A 25,254-nucleotide genomic window follows, 5' to 3' on the forward strand; every position below is an offset into this window, starting at 1 on the left:
ATCGAGGACATCATGACCGACCCCGCCGAAGCGGCGCCCGGCCTCGGCAAGGGCATGCCCACCTACATCGCGCTCGACGTCTCCAAGTCGATGCAGAAGCACGAGGGCCTGCTGAACGAGACCCTCGCCAAAATCATCAAGGAGCTGTACCTCAACCCCCGTGTCTCGGAGTTCGTGCACCTGTCGATCATCGCGTTCTCGTCCGCGCCCACGGTCGTGGTGAAGATGACGGAGCTGACGCGGATGCGGCAGATGCCGGTGCTGCGCTGCCACGGCGGCACCAGATTCGGGCCGCTGTTCGAGCTGCTCCGCGACCGGATCGACCTCGACGTCCCGCTCCTGCAGGACAAGGGCTACAGCGTCCTGCGGCCGGTCGTCTTCCTGCTGACCGACGGCGCGCCGACCGACCGGCCGACCGACGCGTGGCGGGAACCGCACCGCGCCCTGGTGGACAGGGAGTGGCGCCGGCATCCCCGGATCATCTCCTTCGGCTTCGGGGAGGCCGTCGAGGAGATCCTGCGCGCCATGTCCACCGTCCAGACCTACATGGCGGACCCGGCGCTGGGCGACGCCACGAGCGCCCTCCCCGAGGCGATGAACGGCATGCTGAGCAGCATGGTGGCCTCGGTGCAGGCGCGCCGGCTGATGCTGCCGAACGAGGTGGCGGGATACCGCGTCCTGTCGGAGGAGTACGTGGAGCAGTGAAGCGAGCGGGCCGGCGCCCCGCCGTGCGGCGCGAAGCGGCGACCATTCCGACGGGCTGATCACTCGCCCCCGAACTGCCCCGGAAAAGAGGGTTCCCTGAAAGGGCTATTTGCCGTGAAATGGTGGAGGTGGTCGCCGTTCCGGCGCCACAAAGGCGCCGAATTGGAGGGTCAATGCCTGCGATCACGCACCGTTCGACCAAAGAGCCCGCGATCAAGTCCCGTTTCCTTTCGCATGGCACGCTCAAGATCACCGATGTGACGGCGACCCGCCGCTTCTACGAGGAGGTGCTCGGGCTCGAAGTCGTCCAGCCGATGATGGCGGCGCTCTACATCCGGCTCGGCGGCGACCACACCTACGTGTGCCTGGAGTCGAAACCGGACCGTCCCGACATGCCGCTGCTCTACCACAACGGCCTCGACGTGGGCAGCGACGCCGAGGTGGACGAGGCGTACGACCGGATCGCGGAGGTGGCCGACGAGTACGGCGTCAAGGAGCTGAACAAGCCCGTCCGCCAGCACGGCGTCTACTCCTTCTACCTCAAGGACCTCGACGGCAACTGGTGGGAGATCGGCCACCTGCCGCCGGGCGGCTACCGTTTCCGGTTCACCGACCCGCGCAACGACCTCACCGGACGCACCGGCATCACCCCCCGGGAGGCCAAGGAGGTGTTCCTGAACCCGATCACCGAAACGGAGTGACCCCAGAGGCGAGGGCACCACGACGACACCGCTTGCGGGACGGCCGTGGAAGGACGCGCCGATCAGCCGGTGCCCGCCATCGCGGCGAGGCGGCGGGCGAGCAGGGCGGCGGCCTCCCGTAGCTCCGGTGGCTCCAGCACCTCCGCCTCGAAGCCCAGCCGGACCACGTGCATGGCGAGCCAGTTCAGGTCGTCCCCGCCGACGACGAGCACGCACCACCCGTCGCGATCGTCCTCGACGCGCCCCACCTGGGGCGGCACCAGCTCCCGCACCCGGTCGGGGTGGGCGCGCACCCGCACCCGGGCGAGATACCGGTACGGCGCCTGGGTCACGGACCGCTGCACGTAGGCGACCGGGTCCGGATGCTCCCTCGCCCGGAACCGCCAGGTCGTCGCCACCACCTCGCGCATCCGGTCCAGCCGGAAGGTGCGCCAGTCGTCGCGGTCGACGTCCCAGGCCATCAGGTACCAGCGGCGGGCCGTGGCGACCATCCGCACGGGCTCGACCGTGCGCTCGCGCTCCTCGCCGCCGCGGCCGGCGTACCGGAACCGCACCCGCACGGCGTCGCGGCAGGCCCGGGCGAGCGTCACCAGCAGCTCCGGGTCGATCTCGACACCGGGGCCGACCAGGGTCTCGGTGGCGCTGTGCACTGCCCGCACCTGCGCACGCAGCCGGGGCGGCATCACCTGGTCGAGCTTGGCGAGCGCCCGCAGCGCCGCCTCGCCCGCCCCGGCGACCGTGCCCCCCGACGCCAGCCGCAGCGACACCGCCGTCGCGATCGCCTCCTGGTCGTCCAGTAGCAGCGGCGGCAGCCGGGTGCCCGCGCCGAGCCGGTAGCCGCCGCCGACGCCCGCCGCAGCGTGCACGGGGTAGCCGACCGCGCGCAGCCGCTCCACGTCGCGGCGCACCGAGCGGTCGGTGACCCCCAGCTCGGCGGCCAGTTCGGCGGCGGTCCAGGACGGCCGGCGCTGCAGCAGTGCCAGCAACCGCAGCACCCGCTCGATCGTCCCCTCGACGGTCACGCGTTCATCGTTCCACGAATCAAGGAACGATGCTGTCCGCTATAGGCGGCAGGGTGGGAACATGACCGACCAGACCTGGAACTCCCTGCTCCGCGAGCAGCTCGCCTGGCACTGGACCAGCCAGTTGCGCGATCGCCTCGACGGGCTCACCGATGACGAGTACTTCTGGGAGCCGGTGCCCGGCTGCTGGAACGTGCGCCCGCGCGGCACCGGCACCGCCCCGGTGCAGGCCGGGTCCGGCGCCGTGACCATCGACTTCGCGATGCCGGTGCCCGACCCGCCGCCGTTCACGACGATCGCCTGGCGGCTCGGGCACGTGATCGTCGGCGTGCTCGCGGCGCGCAACGCCGCGCACTTCGGCCGCGCGCCCGCCGACTACCAGTCGTTCGAGTACGCCCCGACCGCGGCCGCGGCGCTGGACCAGCTCGACGCGGAGTACGCCGCGTGGCTGGCCGGGGTCGAGTCCCTCGGCGAAACCGGCCTCGCCCGCCCGTGCGGGGAGGCGGAGGGACCGTACGCCGAACGTCCGCTGGCGGCGCTGGTCCTGCACATCAACCGCGAGCTGATCCACCATCTGGCCGAGGTGTGCCTGCTGCGCGACCTGTACCTGCACACCGACCGGGAGGCGAGCTGAGATGGCCCGCGACATCCAGATCACCTTCGACTGCGCCGACCCCGCCGGGCTGGCGGCGTTCTGGGCCGAGGCCCTCGGCTACCGGCTGCAGGACCCGCCCGCGGGCTTCGAGTCGTGGGATCAGGCGCTGGAGGCGATGGGCGTACCCCCCGGGAACCGCAACGACGCCTCGGCGCTGGTCGACCCCGAGGGCTCCGGGCCGCGGCTGTTCTTCCAGCGGGTACCGGAACCCAAACAGGCCAAGAACCGCGTGCACCTCGATGTGCGAGCCGCCCCCGGCCTCACGGGCGACGCGCGGATGGCGGCCCTGGAGGCGGCGGCCGAGCGGCTCGTCTCCCACGGCGCCACCCGGCTCCGCCGCCACGACCCCGCCCCGCCGCTCGGCGCCGGCCACATCGTGATGGCCGACCCCGAAGGCAACGAGTTCTGCCTCGACTGATCCGCGAGGACCCGCCGGGGCAGGGTGTGTGGTCATCGTGTGATCGATCGGGGTGGCCGGGCCTGCCGGGCGGCCCGCGTCCGGGAAGCGGGACGCGGGCCGCGCGGGACGGGTCGGAAACCGGCGGTGATCTTGGTGAACTCCCAGTTCCGCTGGTCGATGCCTGACCTGGGGTCCGTTCGCCGCTCTCTTCGACCACCCCTGCTGATGGGCCGAACCACCCCGGAGAAGTTCCGGAAACATCACTCCCTGGAGGTTGCCTGCGCGCCGATCTTCGCCATCGGGCCGCCCGTACAGGTGGGGGCGGGGGAGTTGCTAGTCTTAGCAATTGCTAATGTTGCTACTTCGGCGGGTACGCTAGGGGAATGGTGCCACGGATGACCGGTGGGTGGGCGCGGTGAGCACGCCGCTGTACCAGTTGAAGGCGGAGTTCTTCAAGACGCTGGGCCATCCGGCGCGGATACGGGTGCTGGAGCTGCTGAGCGAGCGCGACCACGCGGTGGCCGAGATGCTGCCGGAGGTCGGGATCGAGCCGGCGCACCTGTCGCAGCAGCTCGCGGTGTTGCGGCGGGCGGGGCTCGTCGTCTCCCGCAAGGAGGGGGCGACGGTCATCTACTCGCTGACCAGCCCGCGGCTCGCGGAACTGCTGGCGGTGGCGCGGGAGATCCTGACCGGGGTGCTGTCCGGGCAGGCGGAGCTGCTGGACGAGATGCGCGCCTCCGGTCCCGCCGGCGGGCGGGGCCGCGAGGGCGCCTGACCGCCCGCCGTCGGGGATGCGGCTCTAGCATCCTTATTAGTTGCTAAAATTTGCAATTGCGCATGTCAGTATTCGAGTTTCGGGGACCCGCGTGAGAGACCTGTTCCGCAAGATCCGCAAGACCGGGCGCGTCGCGCAGGACGCGCCCCGAGCGCCCGAACCGGTTCTTCCCGAGCGCGCCCGCGACCTCGGTGGATCGGTCCAGATCCGGCACGTGGACGCGGGGTCGTGCAACGGCTGCGAGGTGGAGATCGCTTCGGCGTTCGGGCCCGTGTACGACGCGGAACGGTACGGCGCGCGGCAGGTGGCCTCGCCCCGGCACGCGGACGCGCTGCTGGTGACGGGCCCGGTCACGCGCAACATGGAGATGGCGCTGCGCCGCACCTACGAGGCCGTCCCCGAGCCGAAGGTCGTCATCGCGCTGGGCGACTGCGCGCGTAACTGCGGCGTGTTCGCCGAGGCGTACGGGGTCGTGGGCGCGGTCGGGGACGTCGTCCCGGTGGACCTCGAAATCCCCGGCTGCCCACCCGAGCCGGAGGCGATCGTCGCGGCGCTGCGCGGGCTGACCGGCCGATGACGTCCGTCGCCTTCCCGGCCGCCCTCGGGCTGACCCTGCTGGCCGCCGTCGCGGGGCTCGTCCTGCCGCGCGGGCCCAGGCGGGTGACGGCCGGGGTCCTCACCGCGGGCGGTGGAGCGGCCGCGGTCGTCGCCGGCGCCGCGGCGATGCGGGGCGGGGACTGGAGCGCGCGGCTGCCCGGCCTGCTGCCGCTCGCGGGCGCCCGGCTGGCGCTGGATCCGCTCGGCGGGCTGTTCCTCGCCGTCACCGGAGCCGTGGCCGTCTGCGCCGCCCTCTACGGGATCGGCTACACCCGCCACGGCGGCCTGGACGGACGCGTGCCGCAGACGATGGTGCCCGTCTTCCTCGCGGCGATGACGCTGGTCCCGGCGGCGGCGAGCGTGAGCACGTTCCTGCTGGCGTGGGAGCTGATGGCGCTGGCGTCGCTGCTGCTGGTCGTGGCCGAGCACCGGAGCCGGGACGAGGTCCGGGCGGCGGGGCTCTGGTACGCGGTCATGACGCACCTGGGGCTGGTGGTGATCCTCGGCGGCCTGGCCGGGTTCGCGGCCGCCGCGCACAGCGAGTCGTTCGAGGGGCTCCGCGCCGCGGCGGACGGGCTCCCGGCGGCGGGCCGCGGCGCCGTGTTCCTCGCGGTCTTCGCCGGTTTCGCGTCCAAGGCCGGGATCGCGCCGCTGCACGTGTGGCTGCCGCGCGCCCACCCCGAGGCGCCGAGCCACGTGTCGGCGCTGATGAGCGCGGCCATGGTGAACCTCGGCGTGTACGGGATCGTCCGGGTGGGTTTCGACCTGCTGGGCGGCGGGGCGGCCTGGTGGTGGCTGCTCGTCCTGGCGGCGGGCGGGGCGTCGGCGCTGTACGGCATCCTCCAGGCGGCCGTGGCCGGCGACCTCAAGCGGCTGCTGGCCTATTCGACCTGCGAGAACATGGGCCTGGTCCTGGTGGGCGTGGGCGCGTCCGGGCTGTTCGCGGTGTCCGGCGCGCGCGCCCTGTCGGCGCTGGCGCTGACCGCCGCGCTGCTGCACATCGTCAACCACGCGGGGTTCAAGACGCTGCTGTTCCTCGCGGCCGGCTCCGTCCTGCACGGCACCGGCACCCGGGACCTGGACGCCCTCGGCGGCCTGCGGACGACGATGCCGGCCACCACGGCGCTCTTCGGCGTCGGCGCCCTGATGGCCTCCGCGCTCCCGCTGGGCAACGGCTTCGTCAGCGAGTGGCTGCTCCTGCAGAGCCTCATCCACGCGCTCCCCTCCGGCGGGACGCTGACGGCGGTCACGATGCCGCCGGCGGTGGCCGTCGTGGCGCTGTCGGCGGGCCTCGCGATCGCCACGTTCGTGAAGGCGTTCGGCGTCGGGTTCCTGGCGCGGCCCCGCAGCTCCGCCGCGGAACGTGCCCGCGAGGCCCCGGCACCGATGCTCGCCGGGATGGCCGTGGCCGCGCTGTGCTGCGTCCTGCTGGCGATCTCCCCGGGGGCCGTCCTGCCGGCGCTCGCCCGGTCCGTCGCCGTCGCGGCTCCCGGGCCGGACGCGGTGACGGGGCCGGTCACACTGCACCTCACCGGGCTGGCCGGCACCATGTCGCCGCTGCTCATCGCCGCGTTCCTGCTGGTCGCCGTGGTCGGGCTGCTCGCCCTGCTGCGCGTCGCCGCGACCCGCCGGACGGCCCGCCGCCGGGCGCGGCTGTGGGACTGCGGCGCCGGCCCGATGTCGGCGCGCATGGAGTACACGGCGACGTCGTTCGCCGAACCGCTGCAGCGCGTCTTCGACGACGTCCTCGCACCCGAAACCGACCTCGACGTCACGCCCCTGAAGGAGTCGGCCTATCTCGTGAACAGCGTGACCTACCGGACGCGAGTCGGCGACCGGATCGAACATCGGCTGTACCGCCCCGTCCTGACCGCCGCCGCGCGGGCGGGCGAGGCGGCGCGCGGGCTGGCCAACGGCAGCGTGCACCGCTATGTCGGGTACGGCTTCTACACCTTCACCGGCCTGCTGATCGCCCTGGCGGTGATCCGGTGACCGGGATCATCGGGGCCGTCCTGCAGGTCGTCCTGGTGGCGGCCGGGGCGCCGCTGCTCGTCGGGCTGATGCGCCAGGTGCGGGCCAGAGCCGAGGGACGAGCCGGCGCCGGAATCCTGCAACCCTGGCGCGACCTGCGCAAACTGCTGCGCAAGGAGCCGATCACCCCGCACGGCACGGGCCCGCTGTTCCGCATGGCGCCGCTGCTGCTCGCGGGCACGACGCTCGTGGTCGCGGCCATGATCCCCCTCGTCACGACGCGGTCCCCGCTGGACGGCGCCGCCGACCTGTTCGCCGTGACCGCCCTGCTGGCCCTCGGCACGGTCGCGCTCGCGCTGGCCGGACTCGACACCGGCACCGCGTTCGGCGGCATGGGCGCGAGCCGCGAGATGGTCGTGCTCGCGCTGGTGGAGCCCACCATCCTGCTGTCGACGTTCGCGATGTCGGTCCGGGTCGGCTCCACGAACCTCGGCGCGATCGTCACCTCCGTCCTCGACGACCCGCAGCAGGTCGTGTTCCCCGCGAGCCTGCTGGCGCTCGTCGCCCTCGTGGTCGTCGTGATCGCCGAGGCCGGGCGCATACCGGTGGACAACCCGTCCACGCACCTCGAACTCACGATGATCCACGAGGCGATGGTGCTGGAGTACGCGGGGCCCGACCTGGCACTGGTCGAGTGGGCGTCGGCGATGCGGCTGACCGTGCTGCTCGGCCTGCTCGCCGGCCTGTTCGCCCCCTGGGGCATCGCGGTGGACTCCCCGGCGATGCTGCCGGTCGGCGCCGCGGCCATCGCCGCCAAGGTCGCGGTCGCGGGCGCCGCGCTGGCCGCCGCCGAGGTCTTCATGGCCAAGCTCCGCATGTTCCGGGTGCCCGAACTGCTCGCCGGCTCGTTCGTGCTCGCGCTGTTCGCCGTCGCCTCCTCCTTCTTCCTGGTCGCGCCATGAACCACAGCACCTACGTCCAGCTCCTCGACGCGGCCTGCGGCGCCTTCCTGCTCGCGGGCGTGCTGGTGCTGTGGCGCCGCGACCTCGCCGCGATCGTGCGGCTGTTCGCCCTGCAGGGCGGCGCGCTCGCGCTGCTCATCGCGGTCCTCGGCGTCCACGAGGGGGACGCCGAGGTCGTCGCGCTCGCCCTCGGCATCGGGGCGCTGCGCGCGCTGGTCCTGCCGTGGCTGCTGCGCCGCGCCCTGGCCGGGGGCGCGGCGAACCGGGAGACGCAGCCGCTGGTCAACGTGGCGACCTCGCTCACGATCGCGGCGCTGCTCGGCCTCCTCGCCTACGCGGTGAGCCGCCCCATCGTCCGGCTCGACCCGACGCCCGCGACGCACGCCGTCCCGATCGCGCTGACCGTGGTGCTGATCGGGCTGTTCGTCCTGGTGACGAGGCGGCGGGCACTGTCGCAGATCGTCGGGTTCCTGCTCATGGACAACGGCATCACCGCGGTGGCGTTCCTGACCACCTCCGGGGTGCCGCTCATCGTGGAACTCGGCGTCTCGCTCGACGTGCTGCTGGCGGTGCTGGTGCTCCAGGTGCTGACCGCGCGGATGCGGGCCGCCTTCGGCGACACCGACCTGGACGATCTGCGGGAGTTGCGCGACTGATGACCCTGCTGCTGATCGCCCCGCTGGGGGCGCCGCTGCTGGCCGCCGGAGCCCACGCCGTCCCCGGCCGGCGGCGCGGGACGTCCTGGCCGGGCGCGCTGTCCGCCGCCGCGGTGCTCGCCTCCGGGATCGTGCTCGCCGTCCAGACCGCGGGCGGGCCGCGCACCGGGCTGCACGGCCTGCTGCGCGCCGACTCGCTCAGCGCGTTCATGCTCATCGTGATCGGCGCGGTCGCGCTGCTCGCGATGCTGGCGAGCCCCGCCTACCTGGCCGCCGAGGAGGCCGCCGGGCACGCGACCGCCCGTGACACGCGCCGGTACGGCGTCCTCACCCAGGCGTTCGTGGCCGCGATGGCGCTGGCGGTGCTGGCCGCGAGCCTCGGGACGCTGTGGGTCGCGATCGAGGCGACCACGATCGTGACCGCGTTCCTCGTCGGGCACCGCCGCACCCGCAACGCGACCGAGGCCGCCTGGAAGTACGTCGTGATCTGCTCGGCCGGGATCGCGCTGGCGTTCCTCGGCGTCGCGCTGCTGCACTTCGCCGCGCAGCACGCGCACGTACCGTCGTCCGGCTCCCTGGACTGGACGGAACTGGCCGCCCACGCCGGGAGCCTCGACCCGCAGGTCACCCGGATCGCCGTCGCGCTGCTCGTGCTCGGCTTCGGCGCCAAGGCCGGGCTCGCGCCGCTGCACGCCTGGCTGCCGGACGCGCACAGCCAGGCCCCGGCGCCGGTGTCCGCGCTCATGTCCGGTGTCCTGCTGTCGGTCGCGTTCTACGCCGTGCTGCGCGTCAAGGTGATCGCGGACGCGGCGCTCGGGGCCGGGTTCGCCCGCGCGCTGCTGCTGACCGCCGCGCTCGCGTCGCTCGCGCTCGCCGCGGCGCTGCTGCTCGGCCAGCGCGACTACAAGCGGATGCTCGCCTACTCCAGCATCGAGCACATGGGCCTGCTCGCGCTCGGCGCCGCGATCGGGACACCGCTCGCCATGACCGCCGTCCTCCTGCACGTCCTCGGGCACGGGCTGGCCAAGTCGGTCGCGTTCCTCACCTCCGGGCACATCCAGCAGGCCGCCGGCACCAGCCGGATCGCGGCCGTGCGCGGGTTCGCGGCCCGCTCGCCGCTGATCGGAGGCGGGTTCGGCGCCGCCGTGCTCGCGCTGCTCGGCTTCCCGCCGTTCAGCCTGTTCGCCAGCGAACTCGCCATCTTCCGCGCCGGGTTCACCGCCGGGCTCGGCTGGGCCGTCGGCGCCGCGCTCGTCCTGCTGCTGGTCATCACCGCCGCCGTCGCGGCCGGGACGGCCCGGATGCTGCTCGGCGCCCCGGGGACCGGGCCGGGCGCCGCGACGCTGCCGTCCCGGCCGCCGCTCGGGGCCGCGGCCGGCCTGCTGCTCGGGCTGTCGGCCTGCGCGGTGCTCGGGATCGGCCTGGGCCCCCTGCACGACCTCCTGCTCGACGCCGCCGCCGTCCTCGGAGCGCACTGATGACCACGACCGTCAGCGACATCGACGCCGCCCACCTGCCCAAGCACGCCGCGGAGCTGCTGGAGGACGGGCACCGCCTCGCCCTGGCCGCCGCCCATGAGGACCCGGGCGGGCTCCGCGTCGTCTACCTGTTCACCGCGGGCGACCGGGACCGCCGCACCGAACTGCACGTCCGCCTCGACCGCGCCGACCCGGCGGTGCCGAGCCTGGCCGCGCTCAGCTTCCCGGCGGGACGGTTCGAACGTGAGATGCGCGACCTGTACGGGATCGTCCCGGCCGATCATCCGCTGCCGCGCCGGCTCGTCCGCCACCACCACTGGCCGCGCGGCTGGTACCCGATGCGCGCCGACGCCGGGCCGCCGCCCCCGTTCGGCGACCCCGAGGGCCCCTACCCGTTCGTCCAGGTGGACGGGCCCGGCGTGTACGAGATCCCGGTCGGGCCGGTGCACGCGGGACTGATCGAACCGGGGCACTTCCGGTTCTCCGTCGTCGGGGAGAGCATCCTCAAGCTGAAGGCGCGGCTCTGGTTCGTGCACAAGGGGCTGGAGAAGCTGTTCCAGGGGCGCGTCCCGGGTGACGGGCTCGCGCTGGCCGAACGCGTCAGCGGTGACACCACCGTCGGCCACACCCTCGCCTACTGCCTCGCCGTCGAGGACGCCGCGGGCTGCGTCGTCTCACCCGGCGCCCAGCGGATGCGGGCCGTGCTGCTCGAACTCGAACGCCTCTACACCCACGTCACCGACCTCGGCGCGCTGTGCAACGACGTCGGCCACTCCGTCCTCAACGCGCAGTTCGGCCGCGTCCGCGAGCAGCTCCTGCGGCTGAACGCCGACCTGACCGGCCACCGGCTGCTGCGCGGCGGCGTCCTGCTCGGCGGCGCCGTCCTGCGCACCCTGCCCGACCCGGCCGCGCTCAAGGCCATCGGCGCCGACATCGCCGAACTCGCCGGCCTGGCGCTCGGCCACACCGTCGTCGCCGACCGCTTCACCGGCACCGCGCCCCTCCCGGCCGACGCGGCACGCGACCTCGGCGTCCTCGGCCCGGTCGCCCGCGCCAGCGGCCTTTCCGCCGACGCCCGCCGCGACCACCCCTTCACCGACCTGCGCCCGGCGCTCACCGTCGCCACCGCCGGCACCGGCGACGTGCTGGCCCGCTTCCAGATCCGCGCCCGCGAGATCGCCACCTCCATCGAGATCATCCGCGATCTGACCTACGGCATGAACCCGGGCCTGGTCTCCTCCTGGCCCCCGACCGCCCGCACCGGGGGCATGCCGTCCGGCATCGGCATCGTGGAAGGCTGGCGCGGCACCATCGTCCACCGCGTCGAACTCGCCCCCGACGGGACGCTGTCCCGCGTGAAGATCGTCGACCCGTCCTTCTTCAACTGGCCGGCCCTCCCGGTCGCGCTCACCGGCGCGATCGTCCCCGACTTCCCCCTGGTCAACAAGAGCTTCAACCTCTCCTATGCCGGCAACGACCTCTGACCCCCGCCCGGCCCCGAACCCCGCCCGGAACGGCTCGGGCACGCCACGGCCCCGCGCGGGCCGCACGGCGCGGCCGGCCCGGCCGCCGCGATTCCGGGCCGGGGGACGCGTAGCATCGTCGCCATGGCCGATCCGGCGGGGCCGCGCCCCGGCCCGTCCGCGGGCGTCGATCTCGAAGAGCTGCGCGCGGCATGGCGGGAGCTGAACGAGGTCGTCGAGGAGATCCGCCGGCTCCCCGGCCACCGGGACTTCATGGCGGCGCCCACGTTCGACGACGTGGCGGCCGCGGCCGAGCATCCGCTGTGCTACATCGCGGCGGCGGACGCCGAGGGGCTCGCGCTCATCGTCCGCGCCACGGCGGACGGGGACGCCGATGTCGAGCATGTTCCGCTGCCGGGGCTGACCGCCGCGGCCGTCCACGACCGGGTGGGCTCGCTGCTCGCCTCGTACGGCGAGTTCCGCGCCCGCGGCGCCGGCGGCCACGCGGCCTGGGCCGCCGATCTGGACGCCGTCACCCGCTGGGCCTGGGAGGCCGCCATGGGCGACGTCCTGCGGCACCTGCCGGGCGCACCCGCGGTGACGCTCGTGCCGGGCGGCCTGCTCGGGCTGCTGCCGCTGCACGCCGCCTGGACCGAGGACGCCCGCGCCCCGACCGGCCGCCGGTACGCGCTGGACGCGACGACGATCGGCTACGCGCCGAACGCCCGCTCGCTCACCGCCGCACGGGCGATCGCGGCGGAACGGACGGGGCGCGCGCTGCTCGCCGTCACCGAACCGAGGCCGCTGCCCGCCCGCTATCCGCGCATGCCGTTCACCGCCCTGGAGGCGGCCGTCGCGAGGCACGCCCTCCCGGACGCGCCGCGCACGCTGGACGGTGAGGCGGCGACCCTGGCCGCCGTCCAGCGCGGGATCGCCGGCGCCGACGTGGTGCACCTCGCCTGCCACGGATTCGCCGACCTGGACCGTCCGCTCGACAGCGGCCTCGTCCTCGCCGGCGGCGAGATCCTGCGGGTGCGTGACCTGATGGCGATGAACCTGCGGCTGAGGCTGGCGTTCCTGTCCGCGTGCGAGACCTCGCTGCCCGGCACCGAACTGCCGGACGAGGTCGTCTCCCTGCCGACCGGGCTGCTCCAGGCGGGCGCCGCCGGGGTGGTCGCGTCCCTGTGGGCGGTCCCCGACATGGTGACCGCCATGGTGGCCGCGGAGTTCTACCGGCGCTGGCGGCGCGACGGCCACCCGCCCGCGCGCGCCCTCCGCGACGCGCAGATCTGGGTCCGCGACACGACGAACGGTGAGAAGGCCGCCGTCTGGGAGCGGGCCCTGGACGGCGACTCCGGCTGGCCGCCGGGCGAGGTGGCCGATGCCCTGCTCGACCACGTCCTGGAACGCGAGCCCGATGACCGGGACGAGGCGTCCATCCCCGCGTGGGCGGGGTTCGGGCATGTCGGCGTGTGACCTGAACGGGGGATCGGTTCGATGAGCGCGGGACGGGACGAGGGGGAGTGGCGCAGGTTCGCCGAGGAGATCAGCCCGCTGCTCGGCACGCTGCTGCCCGACCCCGGCGAGGCGGCCGAGCTGCGCCGGAGGATCGACCGCGCCCTCGCGCTACCGGCGGGGTCGGCCAAGGCGCGGTTGCGCAGGATGCTCACCGGAAGGCCGGAGCTACGGCGCTGGCTGCGCGCGCAGAACGAGCGGGAGCAGGGCTACCGTGCCACCCCGGTGCCGGCCGAGCGCTTCCTTGAGGCCGCGATGGCCGAGAAGATCACGGTCGGCCGGCGGGTGCCGATGTTCGTGCGGATCGTCCTCGGCCCCGCCGACGGCCTGGCCCCGCTGAAGTCCCTCGACGTGCCGCCGGAGGGGGCGAAGGTCGTCATCGCCGTGTGGGCGCCCGACCTGATCGCGGTGGGCGAGCTGATGCAGGAGCTCACGGTTCCGGCCGAGGCCGACTCCGAACCCGTGCAGTTCGGTTTCATCGCCCCCGTGGCGGGCCTGCGCCGGGTGCTGGTGCGGGCCTTCCGCGGCGGGACGTTCCTCGGCGAGACGGCCGTGCAGCTGTCGGCCGGCGAGGCGGCCGGGTCGCGGGAGGAGACCGTCCACACCGCCGAGATCACGTCCATGGCCGTCGAGCCCGGTGAGGTGACATTGCAGGTCAGCCGGGAGTCGGACCATTACGAGTTCCAGCTTCTCGGTGCCGCGCTGCACTCCCCGCAGCGGTCCGGGCGCGTCGCCGGGAACCCGGCGGCGTTCATCGAGCGGCTCACCCGGCAACTGGACCGGATGGCCTCGGGCGAAGCCGACCTGGACAGCCCGGCGCAGGTCCGCCGCCGGCTGCGGAACCTGGGCGCCGCACTGTGGAGCGACGTCGTGCCCGAAGCGGTCCACGACCAGTTCTGGAGGCAGGCGGACCGGATCACGTCCTTCACCGTCGCGAGCAACGTCGACGACGTTCCCTGGGAACTCCTCTACCCGGTGAACGGCGACAACGAGAACGGCTTCCTCGCCGAGTGGGTGCCCATCGTGCGGCGGGTCTACGGCCAGGAACGGGTGCGCAGGCTCGCCCTGCCGCGCGCCACGTACGTCGTGCCGCCGCCGGGGACGGAACCCGGCGACGAGCACGAGGTGTACCGGCAGGAGGTCGCGGCCGTCCGCGCACGGCTCTGCGGGCTGGACGACGGCGGCGTCATCGACGACCTCGACGACCTGCAGGACATGATCGACGACGGTCCGGCGGGCGTCCTGCATTTCGCGGGCCATCACGGCTTCGACGCGGGCACGGGCGGGTTCCTCCGGCTGCACGGCGGGGCGTTCTGCCCCGGCGACCTGCAGACGGCGGTGCAGCGCGGATCCTGGCGCGACAGTCCGCTGGTGTTCTTCAACGGCTGCCGGACGGCCGGGCAGGCGCCGCGGCTCGTGCGGACCACGGGCTGGGCCGAGCAGTTCATGCGGGCCGGCGCGGGGGCGTTCATCGGGTCGCTGTGGGCCGTGCGCTCCGCGTCCGCCCGCAGGTTCGCCGACCACTTCTACGACCACTTCCACGAGCGGCGGCAGCCACTGGGCAGGGCGTCGCAACTCGCGCGGATGGCGATCAAGGAGGAGGCGGGCGACCCCACATGGCTGGCCTACTCGGTGTACGGCAACCCCGCCGCGACCGTGGCCGGGGGGACGGGCGGAGCTAGTCCCGGCTAGGCCGCTCCGGGCCGGGCGCCCGGGTCATCGGCGTGCCCGCCAGATGGCACATCGGGGCTCGGCCGTGGTCGTCCGCCCGTGCGACGCGGTCGCAGTGCCGTTCGCCGGGGCAGCGGTAGACGGGTTCGCCGGCACCGTCCAGGCCGTCGCGGATCCCGTAGGACCCGTACAGGACGCCGTGCTCGGTGATCTTCGCGGCCAGCGCCCGCCACTCCCGCAGGGTGTCGGCCCGCCGCCGGGCGGCCTCGTCCAGGTTCCGCCATTCGGTGAGGTGGCCGCTCCGCTTCGCCAGTGCGCGCAGGCGGTCCTTCAGCGCGCAGACCTCGGCCCACGACGACGGGAGCCGCTGCGGTCCGTCCGGCATCGTCGTCCCCCTCGTGGCCGCTCGCGATGCCCGTTGACTCTAGCCGTCCGGTGGACCGTCCCGCGATCGGTATGCGAAGGTGACCCCGAGGAGGGGGACGTGGTGACACGGTCAGTGCACGGCCGGGACGCCGCATCCGCCGGACCGCCCCCGGACGGGGTGCTGGCCGAGACGAGGCTCGTCACGGGAGAGCGGCCGCGCCCCGTCGGCGGCGTCACCGTCGGGCGGCCCGCCGTCCGGCGCATCGCGCCGGGCGCCCTGCCCGAGCCGATCCGCGACGCGATGCCCGGCGGTGAGCACGACCATCTCGACGTCCGGGCCCGGTTCAGGCTGGCGGGCCTGCCCCGCCGCGCCCGCTACACCGCCGCGTTCCTGCGGCTGTGCTTCGACGACCGGCGGGTGGCGGTGGTCCATATGGACGCCGGAGACCACCCGTCCGGTGCGGCGACCCCGCCCGTCGCGTTCTCCGACGCGGGGGAACCGGCGCCCGGCTGGCTGTTCGGGGACGTCGACGGCGGTGTCGCGCTCCCGCCCGAGCTGGCGATCCACGCGATCGTCAGGGCACCGGGCGACCTGCCCGAGGTGTCGGGGTCGATCCGGGTGGACGCGTCGATCGAACGCGGCCGGTACCGCACCCGGATCGTGCACGCCCGCAGCGAGACCGTCCCGGTGTTCGCCCTGAAGCCGGACGGTTCGGTCACCGACCGGGTGGCCGTGCCGGGAACGGCCGGTCCCCGCAGCGCCGCCGCCCCGGCGGGGACCGTCCGGCTGTGCATGGCGGCCGACATCGAGCGGTTCAGCCGCTTCCGCAACCCCGAGGCGGCGCGCGCCCAGGAACGGTTCCTCGCGGTGCTGGAGAACGCGCGCCGGCGCGCCGGCATCGACGACGGGAAGGTCGTGTTCCAGCGGTCGGGCGACGGCCAGTTCGCGATCCTTCCGCCCGCCCTGGACGAGTCGGCCGCGATACCGCTGCTGGTCGAGGGGCTGCGGACGTCGCTCGCCGAGGTCAACCACGACCTGAACGCGCACGCCCGCATCCGGCTCCGCGTCGCGCTGCACCGCGGGTACGTGGCGCCCGGCGTCAACGGCTGGATCGGCGCCTCCACCATCGCCGTCCACCGCCTGCTCGACTCGGCGCCCGCACGCGAGGCCCTGACCGCGCACCCGGAGGCCGACTTCGCGCTGATCGTCTCCGGGACGATCTACCGCGACGTCCTCGCACACGGCTACGGCCGGCTCCCGGCGGACGCGTTCACCGAGGTCACCGCCGAGCTTCCCGACAAGGGCTTCGCCGAACAGGCATGGGTCCACGTGCCGGCCGGATGACGGGGGTGGTCATGGAGGCGGTGGCGGAACTGCGGGCGGCCGAGCGCGCCTACCAGGAGCACGGCGACGAGCACGCCCTCGAACGCGCCCGGGCCCTGGTCGAGGGCGAACTCGGCGGCGAGCCGTACGCCGCCGAGTTCCGGCGGTGGCTGCTGCTCCTGCGCTATGACCGCCACGGGGACGACCGGGACCTGGACGAGGTCGTCCGCGCCGGCGCCGGCCGGCTCGGGGTCGCCGCGGCGCTGCGGCGGACGGCACGCGACGGCGACGTCACGCATCTCGACAGGGCCATCGCGACGGAACCACCGGAGGTCTCCGGCCAGGGATTCCTCTGGCAGACCGGGGAATGGCAAGCCCTCGATCTCGGCCGGGCGCACCTTGAGCGCTACCGGCTCACCGGCTCCGAAGGCGACCTCTCCGACGCCGGACGCATCGCGCGCACGGCTTCGGGAACCGCCGGCGACCCGTTCGTCCGGGCGGCCTGCCTCGCGCTGCTCGCCGCCTGCGAACAGGAGATCTACCTGCTGGGCGGCGGGCGGCCGATGCTCGACCGGGCCATCCGCGGCTACGAGGACGCACTCGGCCTCCTCGCCCCCGGCGCCCTTCCCCGGCCGATGATCCTGACCGAGCTGGGCACGGCCCTCCAGGACCGCTTCACCGAGGACGAGGACCCGGCGGACATCGAGCGCGCCGTCGCGCTCGCCGACGAGGCGGCCCGGACCGTCCCGCACGGCCCGGACGCGGCGTGCCACCTGGTCAACCTGGGGACCGCGCTCCAGGGCCGGTACGAACACGACGGGGATCCGCGCGATCTCGACCGGGCGCTGCGGTGCTGGCGCGACGCGCTGGACGCGCTGCCCGCCGGGTCGCCGTACCGGCCGGCGTTCCTCGACCGGCTGGCGCTCGGCCACCTCACCCGCGCCGAGTCCGGCGACCGCGCGGAGGACGATCTCGACATCGCGATCGAGCTGGGCCGGGCGGCGGTGCGCGAGGGGGCGGGCGCGAACGACGCCGCGGTGTACGCCAACCACCTCTCCGACGCGCTGGAGGAGCGCTGGGAGGTGCACCGCGACCCCGCGGACCTGCACGAGGCGGTCCGGGTCCTCGGCGAGGTGGTGGACGAGCGGGGCGCCAGGGCCCCCGCACTGATCGCCAACCTCGCCCAGGTGCTGCTGTCCCGTTTCCAGGTGCTCGGGGACCCGGCCGACATCGACCGCGCGATCGAGTGGCTCGGCCGGCTCGCCCGGCGGACGCTGCCGCCCGGCCACCGCACGGGGATCGAGGCGTCGCTGGCCCGCGCCCTGTCCATGCGCTACCAGATGCTCGGCCGGCCCGCCGACCTCGCCGCCGCGATCGCCGCCGCGCGCCGGGGCCTCGCCGGGGTCCACCCGCGCTCGATGCCGTGGAGTTCGCGGGTCACCCGGCTGGCCCAGCTCCTGCACATGCGCTACCGGCGGGACGGGCGGCGCCGCGACCTCGACCGTGCGATCGGCCTGATGCGGGAGGTGGTCGAGGTCGCCGCCGGGCAGGACCAGGAGATCGCGTCCGACCAGCTCACCCACCTGGCGGTGTTCCTGATGGAACGGTACGAGCACGACGGGGACCCGGCCGCCCACGAGGAGGCCGTCGCGCTCGCGGGCAGGGCCGTGGACCTGGACCACCGGGACCATGCGCCGCACCTGATGTCGAACGCCGCGGCCGCGATCCACGACCGGTTCGTCCTGGACGGGAGTTTCGATGATCTGGACGCCGCGATCGAGCGGCACCGTGAGGCGGCGAATGCGGAACTCCCCACCGTGCTCGGCTACCCGAAACTCCTCAGCAACCTGGGCCTCGCCCTCCAGGACAGGTACCTCTACCGCGACGACCACGCCGCCCTGGACGAGGCGGTCGACGTCCACGAACGGGCGGTCGCGGCCTCCCCGGAGCAGGCACCCGACCGGCCCGGCCTGATGAGCACGCTCGCGGCGGCGCTCCTGCTCCGCTACGAGCGCGACACCCGCCCGGCCGACCTCGACCGGGTCATCGACCTCTACGAACGGGGCCTCGCGATGCTCGGCCCGTCCGCCCCCGAGCGGACCTCCCTGCTCGGCAGCCTCGCCGCCGCGCTCCGGCTGCGCGCCCGCGCGGGCGGCGACCGGGCGGAGTTCGGCCGGTCGGTGGAGCTGCTCCGGTCCGCGCTGCGCCGGACGCGCCCGGCGCAGCCGATCAGGCCCGGCCTGCTGCTCGACTACGCGGAGGCGCTCGCCGAACGCCACGACCGCTTCCCCGGCGGCGACCGGGCCGCGGTGCTGCGCGCCCTGCGGAACGCGGTGGAGGCGAGCGAGGGGGCCGCCGTCCTCCGGCTGGAGGCGGCCCGCGCACTGGGCACCTGGGCGCTGGAGCACCGGCTGTGGCAGCCGGCCGCCGACGCCTTCCGCCTCGCCGACCGGGCGCGGCGGGCCCTGTTCGTCGCGCAACGCGCACACGACCACGGGGACGCCTGGCTGAAACAGGGGGAGGACCTCAACGCCGCCGAGGCGTACGCGCGGGTCCGGCTGGGCGCCCTGCGCGACGCGGTCGCCGCCCTGGACGGGGGCCGCGCGCTCCGGCTGTCGGCCACCCTCGACGGCCGGATGCTGGCCGACCGGCTGCGCGCCGGCGGCCACCACGACCTCGCCGACCGCTACGAACGCGCCGCCGACCGCATGCGGCGGGAGAACGCCCTCGCCCGCCCCGCCGGGTGAAGACCGTCCGGCCTCGGCCGGTGCCGGCCCCCGCATCCGGCGTCCTCCGGCCGTGTTACGACGTTCTTCGGGCCTCCGCCAGGCACGACCGCCGCCACCGCTTCAGCGTGAACCGGACATCGGCCGAGAGCCCGGCCTCCGAAAGCCGCTTGGAGATCCCGGCCGCGACCGCGCCCGGATCGGAGCGCCATAGCGTGAGGGCGTGCTCGGCGATGGCGTGCAGCCGCGGGTCGCCGCCGCCGGCGGCGGCGTAGGCGTCCAGGACCGGCCGCCATTCGCCCAGGTAGGCCAGCCCCGCCAGCCGTCCGAGCCGCACGCTCGGATGCGGGTCCGGCACGTCGGAGCCGCGCAGCAGCGCCGCCGTCTCCCCGGCGGACGCCCGGTCCCCGCGACGCGCGGCGAGCCGCCCGAGGTATCCGGCGGCGGCCAGCGTGCCCCCGAGGTCGGTCTCGGTGATCCGGCCGAGCCTGCCGGCGGTGAAGGCGAACTCGGTGAGCCCGAAGCCGGGACGCCGCAGCAGGGTGTGGGCGAAGGGCAGCGCCTCGCCGGCACCCGCTGACGCGGCGGCCAGCACATAGGGGCCGGCGTCCGGGGAGTCGGGGGCGGGCCGCGCCGCCAGGAACCGCTTTCGGGCCTCCCGGCTCATCCGGTGCCCGGGGCCCGGCGACGCGTCCAGCACGAAGGAGGTCGCGCTCAACCCGAACACCGCCAGCGCCGGGCCTTCACCGTCTTCGAGCAGCAGCCGTTCCAGGTCGGCCGGTGTCCCCTTCGCCCGGCCGAACACGTCCGACCACGGCCAGCACCGGCGTTCGGACACGTCGTTGCGTGCGAGCGCGCGGCCGGCCCGCAGCGCGAGCCGCACGCCCCGCGCACGGTCGACGGCGAAGACGGCGTCCACGAGCGCCGACAGCGCCTCCATCCGGCCGGCGGTGTGCAGCGCGGCGGAGGACGCCAGCGCGGCCGCCCTGTCGAGCGTGGCCGTGGAGACGTGCGCGGGCTCGACGACCGCCGCGGCGGCGGCCAGCAGCCGGTAGGCGGGTGCGGCCGCGGGCACCGCCGCCACCAGCGCCTCGGCCGCCGCCGGTTCGGTCCGCAGCAGCCGGTGGGCGGCGGCGGCCGCCACCGGCTCCCCTCCCCGCGCGAACCGTTCCAGCAGCTCGGAGGTGCCGTACGGGCCGGTCAGGACGTCCCGGGCCTCGGGCGGCATGGCCGCGGTGGTCTCGTCCAGCCGGTCGGCGACCGCGTCGGCGATGTCGATCCGGAACCGGTGGCCCAGCAGCAGATCCCCGCGCCCCGCCTCGGCCAGTTCCGCGACGAGCCGGCGACGCTCCTCCATCAGCCCGTCCTGGACGGCGGCCGTCGCGGCGGCCGTGAGATCGTCCCAGCTCTCGGCCAGCCGGTCGGCGCAGGCCGCCGTCCACCGCGCGCTCAGCGCCTCGGTCGGATCGGCGCGCAGGAGCCGGAACGCCTCCATGCCCGCCCTGGTCACCGGCCACGGGCGTGCCGGGCCGATCAGCTCCGCGATGCGGGGGAGCAGGCCGGTGATCCCGGCCCGTCCCGCCGACTCCAGGGCCGCCGCCTGCACCCGGGCGTCGTCGTCACGGGCGAGGATCGCGCGGGCGGCTTCCCGCAGGTCGCCGCGGCCGGCCTCCATCCGAGCCAGGGCGGACAGGGCGGTGATGCGGGCCTCGGGCACCGCGCCGGAATCGCGGGCGACCTCCCCGAACAGGTCGCGGGCCAGCGCTCCGCCGTATCCGGCCAGGGCCGCCGCCGCGCCCTGCCGCACATGGTCCGGCATCCCGGGCCCGGTGAGCAGCTCCCGCGCCTGGGCGGCGAACCGGGCGGCGGCGTCCGCCGGGACGCGACGGGCCGCCGCGAGGAAGTCCGCGCCCAGGCCCAGATCGAAGTCCAGGGCGGCCTTCAGCAACGCCTCCGCGAGATCCGCATCGGCGTCCGGCATGGCCAGGAGCATCCGGCACGCCCCATGCCACGCGCTGTCGGACACCAGGGGGGCGAGCGGCCGGGACGCGGCCCGCGGGTGCGTGTTCAGCCGGCGCGCCGCGCAGTAGTCGCGCACCAGCCGCGAGGCGAAGACCAGGCCGTTGTCGTCCCAGCCGAGCAAACCGTCCTCCAGAAGCTCGGGCACGATCCCGGAATCGGCGGCGCCTAGCACGGCGGGCAGGTCCTCGTCGGGCAGCGGATGGCCCCCGCGCTCGATCGACTCGCCCGCGAACATGCCGAGCACGGTCTCCTTGTCGGGGTAGGGGTGGCCCGGCGGTGTGCGGCGCCTCCCTCCGGCCTTGTCCCGCAGGTAATCGCCGACGAGGTCGGTGAGTCCCGCCTCCGTGAGCCGGGACGGCAGCCGGGCCGCGTCGACGAGGTGGACCATGGAGAGCAGGCGCAGCAGCGTCCGCGCGGCCCCGGGCTCCTCGCCGTCGATCCGGCTGGTCAGGCTCTCGGCGAGGTCATGGGGATCGGACACGCCACGGCGGTGCAGGACCCCGGCGAGGTGGCTCCGGAACCGGGACGGGTCCGGAGGCAGCAGGGTGTGCACCTCGAATCCCGGCAGGCCGTCCGGCCTGCCGGAGAGGTCGCGGGGACGCGCCGTCCCGACGACGGTGGCACGCGGCGTGCCGGCCGCCAGCCCCCGCATCCAGCTCAGCATCTCCTCCCGGTGCTCCTGGCCGGGCAGCTCCTCCAAGCCGTACACGAGGACACAGAGGACGCCGAGCCGCAGCAGCGCCGGGAGATGGCCGGCCCACTCCCCGGGCAGCATCTTGTCCCGGCACCACGCGTCCCGGAGCCGGTCCTCGTCATCGACGGCGTCACGGGCCCGCACCATGAGCGGAACCCGGACCGGCCCTGGTTCGCGCTTCGCGATGGCCTGGGCGAGCTGAAGGCGGCGTTCGTCAAGGACGGTGGTCTTGCCGCTGCCGGGCCCGCCCAGCAGCACCACGTGCGGGACGCGCGCCAGCATGGGCAGCGCCCAGACCGGCGAAGACCCGGCCCGGGTCACCGTCTCCAGCGGAAAGTACGTCCTCTCCCGCGCCTGGGCGGCGATCGTCTCCGCCGGCCCGCGGAACGCCGTCCTGGCGACGCCCTGAGCGAACCCCGAGGTCAGCCGCTCCAGCCCGGCATCGCGGCGGCCGCGCCGATCGGACTCCGCGACGAGGCCGGCCACCACCTCCACCGCCGGCGGCCGCCCGTGATCCGCGCTCTCCAGCAGCCGGACGGCGGCCTCGCGGAGAAGGGACTCCGGCCAGAACCGGTACGGGGCGTCCCGGTGCCACTCCTCGGTGGCGGCGCCGGCGGCGGCCACCGAGGCGGCGACCGCCCCGCGCCCGTGGGCCTCGTCCGCCCATTTCAAGGTCCGGTTGGCGGAGATCACCATGTGCACGAGGTAGTCGTGCCACCATTGCGGGCCGTCGTCCCACCGGTAGCTCCGCATCGACTGGACGCGCACCGCCCAGAGCATCCGGAAGGGGAACGCGAGGCCGGGCGCCGTCCGGGAGAGGACGCCGAGCATCACCTTCTCCACGCCCGCCACGGTGCCGGCGGCCCGGCCCGCCAGCGCGAGCAGCCGCTGGAGCGTGAGCAGGTCGCCGAAGCCCAGGCGTTCGCCGAGCACGTCGCGCAGCAGCATCAGCTCCAGCCACGTGTGGTCGGCCGCGAGCGGCAGGTCCCTGGCGGTCTTGGCGTAGTCGATGAGGCACGGCTGGTCGCCGGACACCATGATGTTGCGCGGATTGAGGTCGCCGTGCGCCAGCGTCCGCGGCCGGTTCGGCGCCTCGGCCGTCAGCATCGCCGCCAGCCGGGCGAACGGGAGGAAGGTGCGCTCGCCGGCCACGGTGATCTGGTCGTCCTCCACGGCGGCGCCCGGGAGCCGCCTGCGGATCAGCTCCAGGCGGGACGAGGCGAACCGGCCGACGATCCGGCCGTGGATCTGGTGCTCCCGCGATGGGGCGAGCCCGCGCAGGTCCGGCACCCCGTCGCGCGATTCGATCCGCACGTTGAGGTGCCCCCGGCGGGCCCGCAGCGCCGCCCCGTCCCGCCGCACGGGCACCGAGCCCAGGTAGACGAACTCGCGGGGGGACGCCTCGTCCGGTGTGAGCAGTGCCCGCATGAGGTCATCGCTCGTCGGGCGCAGGTCCGCGAGCTCCTCGTCGGTGGGCGTGCCCGCGACGAGGCGCGGACCGTCCATGCCGTCGACCCGGAGGGTGAGCCAGTCGCCCAGCGTCCCCGCCAGCGGGCGCAGGGAAGAACGCTCCTCGTAGCGGTCGGCCTGCCCGTACAGAACGCTCTGCGCCTTCTCCCCGAAGTCGGCGATGATCTTGAGGAGAAGGTCCGCCGCCGCCCCGCCTTCCCGGCAGGCGTCCACGGCCAGCTTCTCCAGCGACCTGAGCGGCCTGCCGGGGGTCGCGGCGAAATCCCCGACGTGCCCGTACACGACGGCCTCGCGCCGGCCGGGGTCGGCCGGGGCCTCGGCATCGCGCACCGCGGGCGAGGCGTTCACGATCGGGGCGCACAGGGCGTTCTCGAAACGGAGGTGATCGCGAAACGCCCGCCATTCCGTCCGCATCTCCTCCAGCGGGCCGAGTTTGACGACGTACCGCTGGACCAGCGTGCCCCACTTCGCGGTGATCTCGAAGACATCGGCGCCGTGCCTGCCGCCGGCGAGCGGCTCGCCGATGGTGATGTGATCCGGTGCCTCGGCCCACTGCCGTTCGCCCGGTACCGACGCGATGTCTTCGAGCGCCTCCCGCGCCTCTTCCCAGTCCCCTTCGACCACCGTCATGACGAACCCCTTCCGGCGATGGTGTTCCAGGGACTTGGCGGGTATCCGGCCCGGCTCCGGACACGACGGGACGGGCAGGCGTCCCGGCCGCCCCGGCGGGCCGGCATGTTCCGGAATGCTATGCAGGCGCGTCCCCCCCGATTCGGCCCCGGAACCGCCGCGACCGGAAACGGTCAGCATCCCGGTTTCCCGGGATGCCGCGTCCGCCGCCCGCGAGTGACCATGATCGCCACGCGCTCCCCTCGGTGAGGAGCGCGTTGGCCCCTGTCATGACCTCGGGTGGGGTTTGACGGCTTGGACGATGGCCGAGTGCAGACCTCCGCCGGCGTCCGCGGTGGGGGTGACGGCGGGGTCGGTGAATCCGGCGGTGAGCAGCAGGTGGCGGTATTCGGCCGCGGTGAGGGTGCCGTTGGTGCAGCCGACGCGCTTCTCGGCTTCGGCGCGCTGGGCGGGGTCCGAGCCGTCGTCGGCGATGACGTCGCTGATGCCCAGCCGTCCGCCGGGGCGCAGGACGCGGCAGGCTTCGGCCAGGACGCGGGCCTTGTCGAGGGACAGGTTGATGACGCAGTTGGAGATCACCACGTCCACGGCCTCGTCCGGCAGGGGGATGTCCTCGATGTGGCCGGCCAGGAACTCCACGTTCGTCACCCCGGCCTGGGCGGCGTGGGCGCGGGCGAGGGCGAGCATGTCCTGGCTGGCGTCCAGGCCGTAGGCCATCCCGGTGGGCCCGACACGGCGGGCCGACAGCAGGACGTCCAGCCCGCCGCCGGAACCCAGGTCGAGCACGGTCTCGCCGTCGCGCAGGTCGGCGACGGCGAGCGGGTTGCCGCAGCCGAGGCTGGCCCGCAGTGCGCCCGCGGGCGCCTGGTCGCCGCCGGTGTAGGCGGCGGCGCCGAAGCAGCCGTCGGATTCGTCGCCGTCACAGTCGACGGGGGTGCCGCCCCGCTGGGCGAGGCGGGCCAGGCCGGAGTAGCGGTCGATGACCGCTTCGCGCCGCGGGTGGAGGTTGTCGGGCAGGTCAGCGATGCCGGTCATGGTCAGGACTCCTCCGGGCAGGTGGGGGCGGCCGGCGCGGGGCGGCCCATGACGACGTCGGCGGCGGTCGGGAAGCAGGACACGCAGGTGGTGTTGATCCGGTAGAGGTTGGCGGTGCCGCGTGGTTCGGTCAGCACGAAGCCGACCTCGGCCAGCACCTTCAGGTGCGCCGAGACGGTGGACTGGCCGACCTCGACCTCTTCCACGATCTCTCCGACCGTCATGGGCCGGCCCTGCCGGGCCAGCAGGGAGACGATCTGGATGCGGGTGGTGTCGGCCAGTGCCTTGAACCAGGACGCGTACTCGGCGGCGGTGGCCCGGTCGAGCGGACCCTTCTCCCCATTCATCGTCCATCGACGATAAACGATGAATGGGGTCGGACGGAAGAACGCGAGGCCACTGAACGCGCGGGCGCG

20 protein-coding genes are annotated in these 25,254 nt (G+C 74.5%); 15 read left to right on the forward strand and 5 right to left on the reverse strand.

From position 1 onward, the window contains the following. Positions 1 to 12: 12 nt before the first annotated feature. Positions 13 to 705 (forward strand): vWA domain-containing protein, encoded by a 693-nt coding sequence (locus tag AF1_RS00700; protein WP_067792247.1) that lies wholly within the window; start codon positions 13 to 15, stop codon positions 703 to 705. 173 nt (positions 706 to 878) lie between these two features. After that, positions 879 to 1,406 carry a VOC family protein gene (locus AF1_RS00705; RefSeq protein ID WP_067792250.1) on the forward strand — a complete coding sequence of 176 codons (528 nt, stop codon included), beginning with the start codon at positions 879 to 881 and terminating at the stop codon, positions 1,404 to 1,406. 62 nt (positions 1,407 to 1,468) lie between these two features. Here the strand turns inward: AF1_RS00705 and AF1_RS00710 are convergent, their stop codons facing one another. Continuing rightward, on the reverse strand, positions 1,469 to 2,428 hold the full coding sequence (locus tag AF1_RS00710; RefSeq protein ID WP_067792253.1) for a helix-turn-helix transcriptional regulator: 960 nt from the start codon (positions 2,426 to 2,428) through the stop codon (positions 1,469 to 1,471). Positions 2,429 to 2,489: 61 nt separating this feature from the next. Here AF1_RS00710 and AF1_RS00715 point away from each other — a divergent pair, with 61 nt between their 5' ends. The 11 genes from AF1_RS00715 to AF1_RS00765 all read left to right on the forward strand — a co-directional run bounded on the left by AF1_RS00715 (position 2,490) and on the right by AF1_RS00765 (position 14,592). Further along, complete coding sequence (locus AF1_RS00715) at positions 2,490 to 3,062, forward strand: DinB family protein (protein WP_067792256.1); 573 nt, start codon at positions 2,490 to 2,492, stop codon at positions 3,060 to 3,062. Between the two features lies 1 nt (position 3,063). Continuing rightward, positions 3,064 to 3,501 (forward strand): VOC family protein, encoded by a 438-nt coding sequence (locus AF1_RS00720; protein WP_067792259.1) that lies wholly within the window; start codon positions 3,064 to 3,066, stop codon positions 3,499 to 3,501. Between the two features lie 397 nt (positions 3,502 to 3,898). Continuing rightward, positions 3,899 to 4,258 (forward strand): ArsR/SmtB family transcription factor, encoded by a 360-nt coding sequence (locus tag AF1_RS00725; RefSeq protein ID WP_067792434.1) that lies wholly within the window; start codon positions 3,899 to 3,901, stop codon positions 4,256 to 4,258. A 91-nt stretch (positions 4,259 to 4,349) separates the two neighbouring features. Beyond that, positions 4,350 to 4,835, forward strand: a complete 486-nt coding sequence (locus tag AF1_RS00730; protein WP_131732581.1) for an NADH-quinone oxidoreductase subunit B family protein — start codon at positions 4,350 to 4,352, stop codon at positions 4,833 to 4,835. Further along, complete coding sequence (locus AF1_RS00735; protein ID WP_067792262.1) at positions 4,832 to 6,847, forward strand: proton-conducting transporter transmembrane domain-containing protein; 2,016 nt, start codon at positions 4,832 to 4,834, stop codon at positions 6,845 to 6,847. Before AF1_RS00730 ends, AF1_RS00735 begins: the two co-directional genes overlap by 4 nt. After that, a complete protein-coding gene (locus AF1_RS00740) occupies positions 6,844 to 7,788 on the forward strand; it encodes a respiratory chain complex I subunit 1 family protein (RefSeq protein WP_067792265.1) in 945 nt (314 codons plus the stop codon). Before AF1_RS00735 ends, AF1_RS00740 begins: the two co-directional genes overlap by 4 nt. After that, positions 7,785 to 8,444: a hypothetical protein gene (locus tag AF1_RS00745; protein ID WP_067792268.1), complete on the forward strand. Its 660-nt coding sequence runs from the start codon at positions 7,785 to 7,787 to the stop codon at positions 8,442 to 8,444. Before AF1_RS00740 ends, AF1_RS00745 begins: the two co-directional genes overlap by 4 nt. Beyond that, a complete protein-coding gene (locus tag AF1_RS00750; RefSeq protein WP_067792271.1) occupies positions 8,444 to 9,922 on the forward strand; it encodes a proton-conducting transporter transmembrane domain-containing protein in 1,479 nt (492 codons plus the stop codon). The genes AF1_RS00745 and AF1_RS00750 overlap by 1 nt, the downstream gene beginning before the upstream one ends. Further along, a complete protein-coding gene (locus AF1_RS00755) occupies positions 9,922 to 11,406 on the forward strand; it encodes a hydrogenase large subunit (RefSeq protein ID WP_067792274.1) in 1,485 nt (494 codons plus the stop codon). Before AF1_RS00750 ends, AF1_RS00755 begins: the two co-directional genes overlap by 1 nt. A 123-nt stretch (positions 11,407 to 11,529) precedes the next feature. Beyond that, a complete protein-coding gene (locus tag AF1_RS00760) occupies positions 11,530 to 12,861 on the forward strand; it encodes a CHAT domain-containing protein (protein ID WP_067792277.1) in 1,332 nt (443 codons plus the stop codon). A gap of 21 nt (positions 12,862 to 12,882) precedes the next feature. Further along, complete coding sequence (locus tag AF1_RS00765) at positions 12,883 to 14,592, forward strand: CHAT domain-containing protein (RefSeq protein WP_067792280.1); 1,710 nt, start codon at positions 12,883 to 12,885, stop codon at positions 14,590 to 14,592. On the opposite strand, the gene AF1_RS00770 is transcribed toward AF1_RS00765, so the two are convergent. After that, a complete protein-coding gene (locus AF1_RS00770; protein WP_067792284.1) occupies positions 14,579 to 14,956 on the reverse strand; it encodes a hypothetical protein in 378 nt (125 codons plus the stop codon). The two genes, AF1_RS00765 and AF1_RS00770, sit on opposite strands and share 14 nt — an antisense overlap. A gap of 99 nt (positions 14,957 to 15,055) precedes the next feature. On the opposite strand from AF1_RS00770, the gene AF1_RS00775 reads away from it, so the two are divergent. After that, complete coding sequence (locus AF1_RS00775; protein ID WP_131732580.1) at positions 15,056 to 16,282, forward strand: hypothetical protein; 1,227 nt, start codon at positions 15,056 to 15,058, stop codon at positions 16,280 to 16,282. Continuing rightward, positions 16,279 to 19,008 carry a tetratricopeptide repeat protein gene (locus AF1_RS00780; protein ID WP_169804026.1) on the forward strand — a complete coding sequence of 910 codons (2,730 nt, stop codon included), beginning with the start codon at positions 16,279 to 16,281 and terminating at the stop codon, positions 19,006 to 19,008. Before AF1_RS00775 ends, AF1_RS00780 begins: the two co-directional genes overlap by 4 nt. Positions 19,009 to 19,063: 55 nt before the next feature. Here AF1_RS00780 and AF1_RS00785 read toward each other — a convergent pair whose 3' ends face one another. From AF1_RS00785 to AF1_RS00795, 3 genes are all read right to left on the reverse strand, one after another. Beyond that, positions 19,064 to 23,803 (reverse strand): hypothetical protein, encoded by a 4,740-nt coding sequence (locus AF1_RS00785; protein ID WP_067792293.1) that lies wholly within the window; start codon positions 23,801 to 23,803, stop codon positions 19,064 to 19,066. Between the two features lie 267 nt (positions 23,804 to 24,070). Next, complete coding sequence (locus AF1_RS00790) at positions 24,071 to 24,838, reverse strand: methyltransferase domain-containing protein (protein ID WP_067792297.1); 768 nt, start codon at positions 24,836 to 24,838, stop codon at positions 24,071 to 24,073. Positions 24,839 to 24,840: 2 nt separating this feature from the next. Continuing rightward, a complete protein-coding gene (locus AF1_RS00795) occupies positions 24,841 to 25,185 on the reverse strand; it encodes an ArsR/SmtB family transcription factor (RefSeq protein ID WP_067792301.1) in 345 nt (114 codons plus the stop codon). Between the last annotated feature and the right edge of the window lie 69 nt (positions 25,186 to 25,254).

The organism is Actinomadura formosensis NBRC 14204 (assembly GCF_001552155.1).
Lineage (GTDB): Bacteria > Actinomycetota > Actinomycetes > Streptosporangiales > Streptosporangiaceae > Spirillospora > Spirillospora formosensis.

Excerpts from the sequence above, each read along its gene's own strand:
- AF1_RS00700 (WP_067792247.1), top strand. The coding sequence starts at position 13 with ATGACCGACCCCGCCGAAGCGGCGCCCGGCCTCGGCAAGGGCATGCCC.
- AF1_RS00705 (WP_067792250.1), top strand. The coding sequence starts at position 879 with ATGCCTGCGATCACGCACCGTTCGACCAAAGAGCCCGCGATCAAGTCC.
- AF1_RS00715 (WP_067792256.1), top strand. The coding sequence starts at position 2,490 with ATGACCGACCAGACCTGGAACTCCCTGCTCCGCGAGCAGCTCGCCTGG.
- AF1_RS00720 (WP_067792259.1), top strand. The coding sequence starts at position 3,064 with ATGGCCCGCGACATCCAGATCACCTTCGACTGCGCCGACCCCGCCGGG.
- AF1_RS00735 (WP_067792262.1), top strand. The coding sequence starts at position 4,832 with ATGACGTCCGTCGCCTTCCCGGCCGCCCTCGGGCTGACCCTGCTGGCC.
- AF1_RS00745 (WP_067792268.1), top strand. The coding sequence starts at position 7,785 with ATGAACCACAGCACCTACGTCCAGCTCCTCGACGCGGCCTGCGGCGCC.
- AF1_RS00750 (WP_067792271.1), top strand. The coding sequence starts at position 8,444 with ATGACCCTGCTGCTGATCGCCCCGCTGGGGGCGCCGCTGCTGGCCGCC.
- AF1_RS00755 (WP_067792274.1), top strand. The coding sequence starts at position 9,922 with ATGACCACGACCGTCAGCGACATCGACGCCGCCCACCTGCCCAAGCAC.
- AF1_RS00760 (WP_067792277.1), top strand. The coding sequence starts at position 11,530 with ATGGCCGATCCGGCGGGGCCGCGCCCCGGCCCGTCCGCGGGCGTCGAT.
- AF1_RS00765 (WP_067792280.1), top strand. The coding sequence starts at position 12,883 with ATGAGCGCGGGACGGGACGAGGGGGAGTGGCGCAGGTTCGCCGAGGAG.
- AF1_RS00770 (WP_067792284.1), bottom strand. The coding sequence starts at position 14,956 with ATGCCGGACGGACCGCAGCGGCTCCCGTCGTCGTGGGCCGAGGTCTGC.
- AF1_RS00780 (WP_169804026.1), top strand. The coding sequence starts at position 16,279 with ATGACGGGGGTGGTCATGGAGGCGGTGGCGGAACTGCGGGCGGCCGAG.
- AF1_RS00785 (WP_067792293.1), bottom strand. The coding sequence starts at position 23,803 with ATGACGGTGGTCGAAGGGGACTGGGAAGAGGCGCGGGAGGCGCTCGAA.
- AF1_RS00790 (WP_067792297.1), bottom strand. The coding sequence starts at position 24,838 with ATGACCGGCATCGCTGACCTGCCCGACAACCTCCACCCGCGGCGCGAA.
- AF1_RS00795 (WP_067792301.1), bottom strand. The coding sequence starts at position 25,185 with ATGAATGGGGAGAAGGGTCCGCTCGACCGGGCCACCGCCGCCGAGTAC.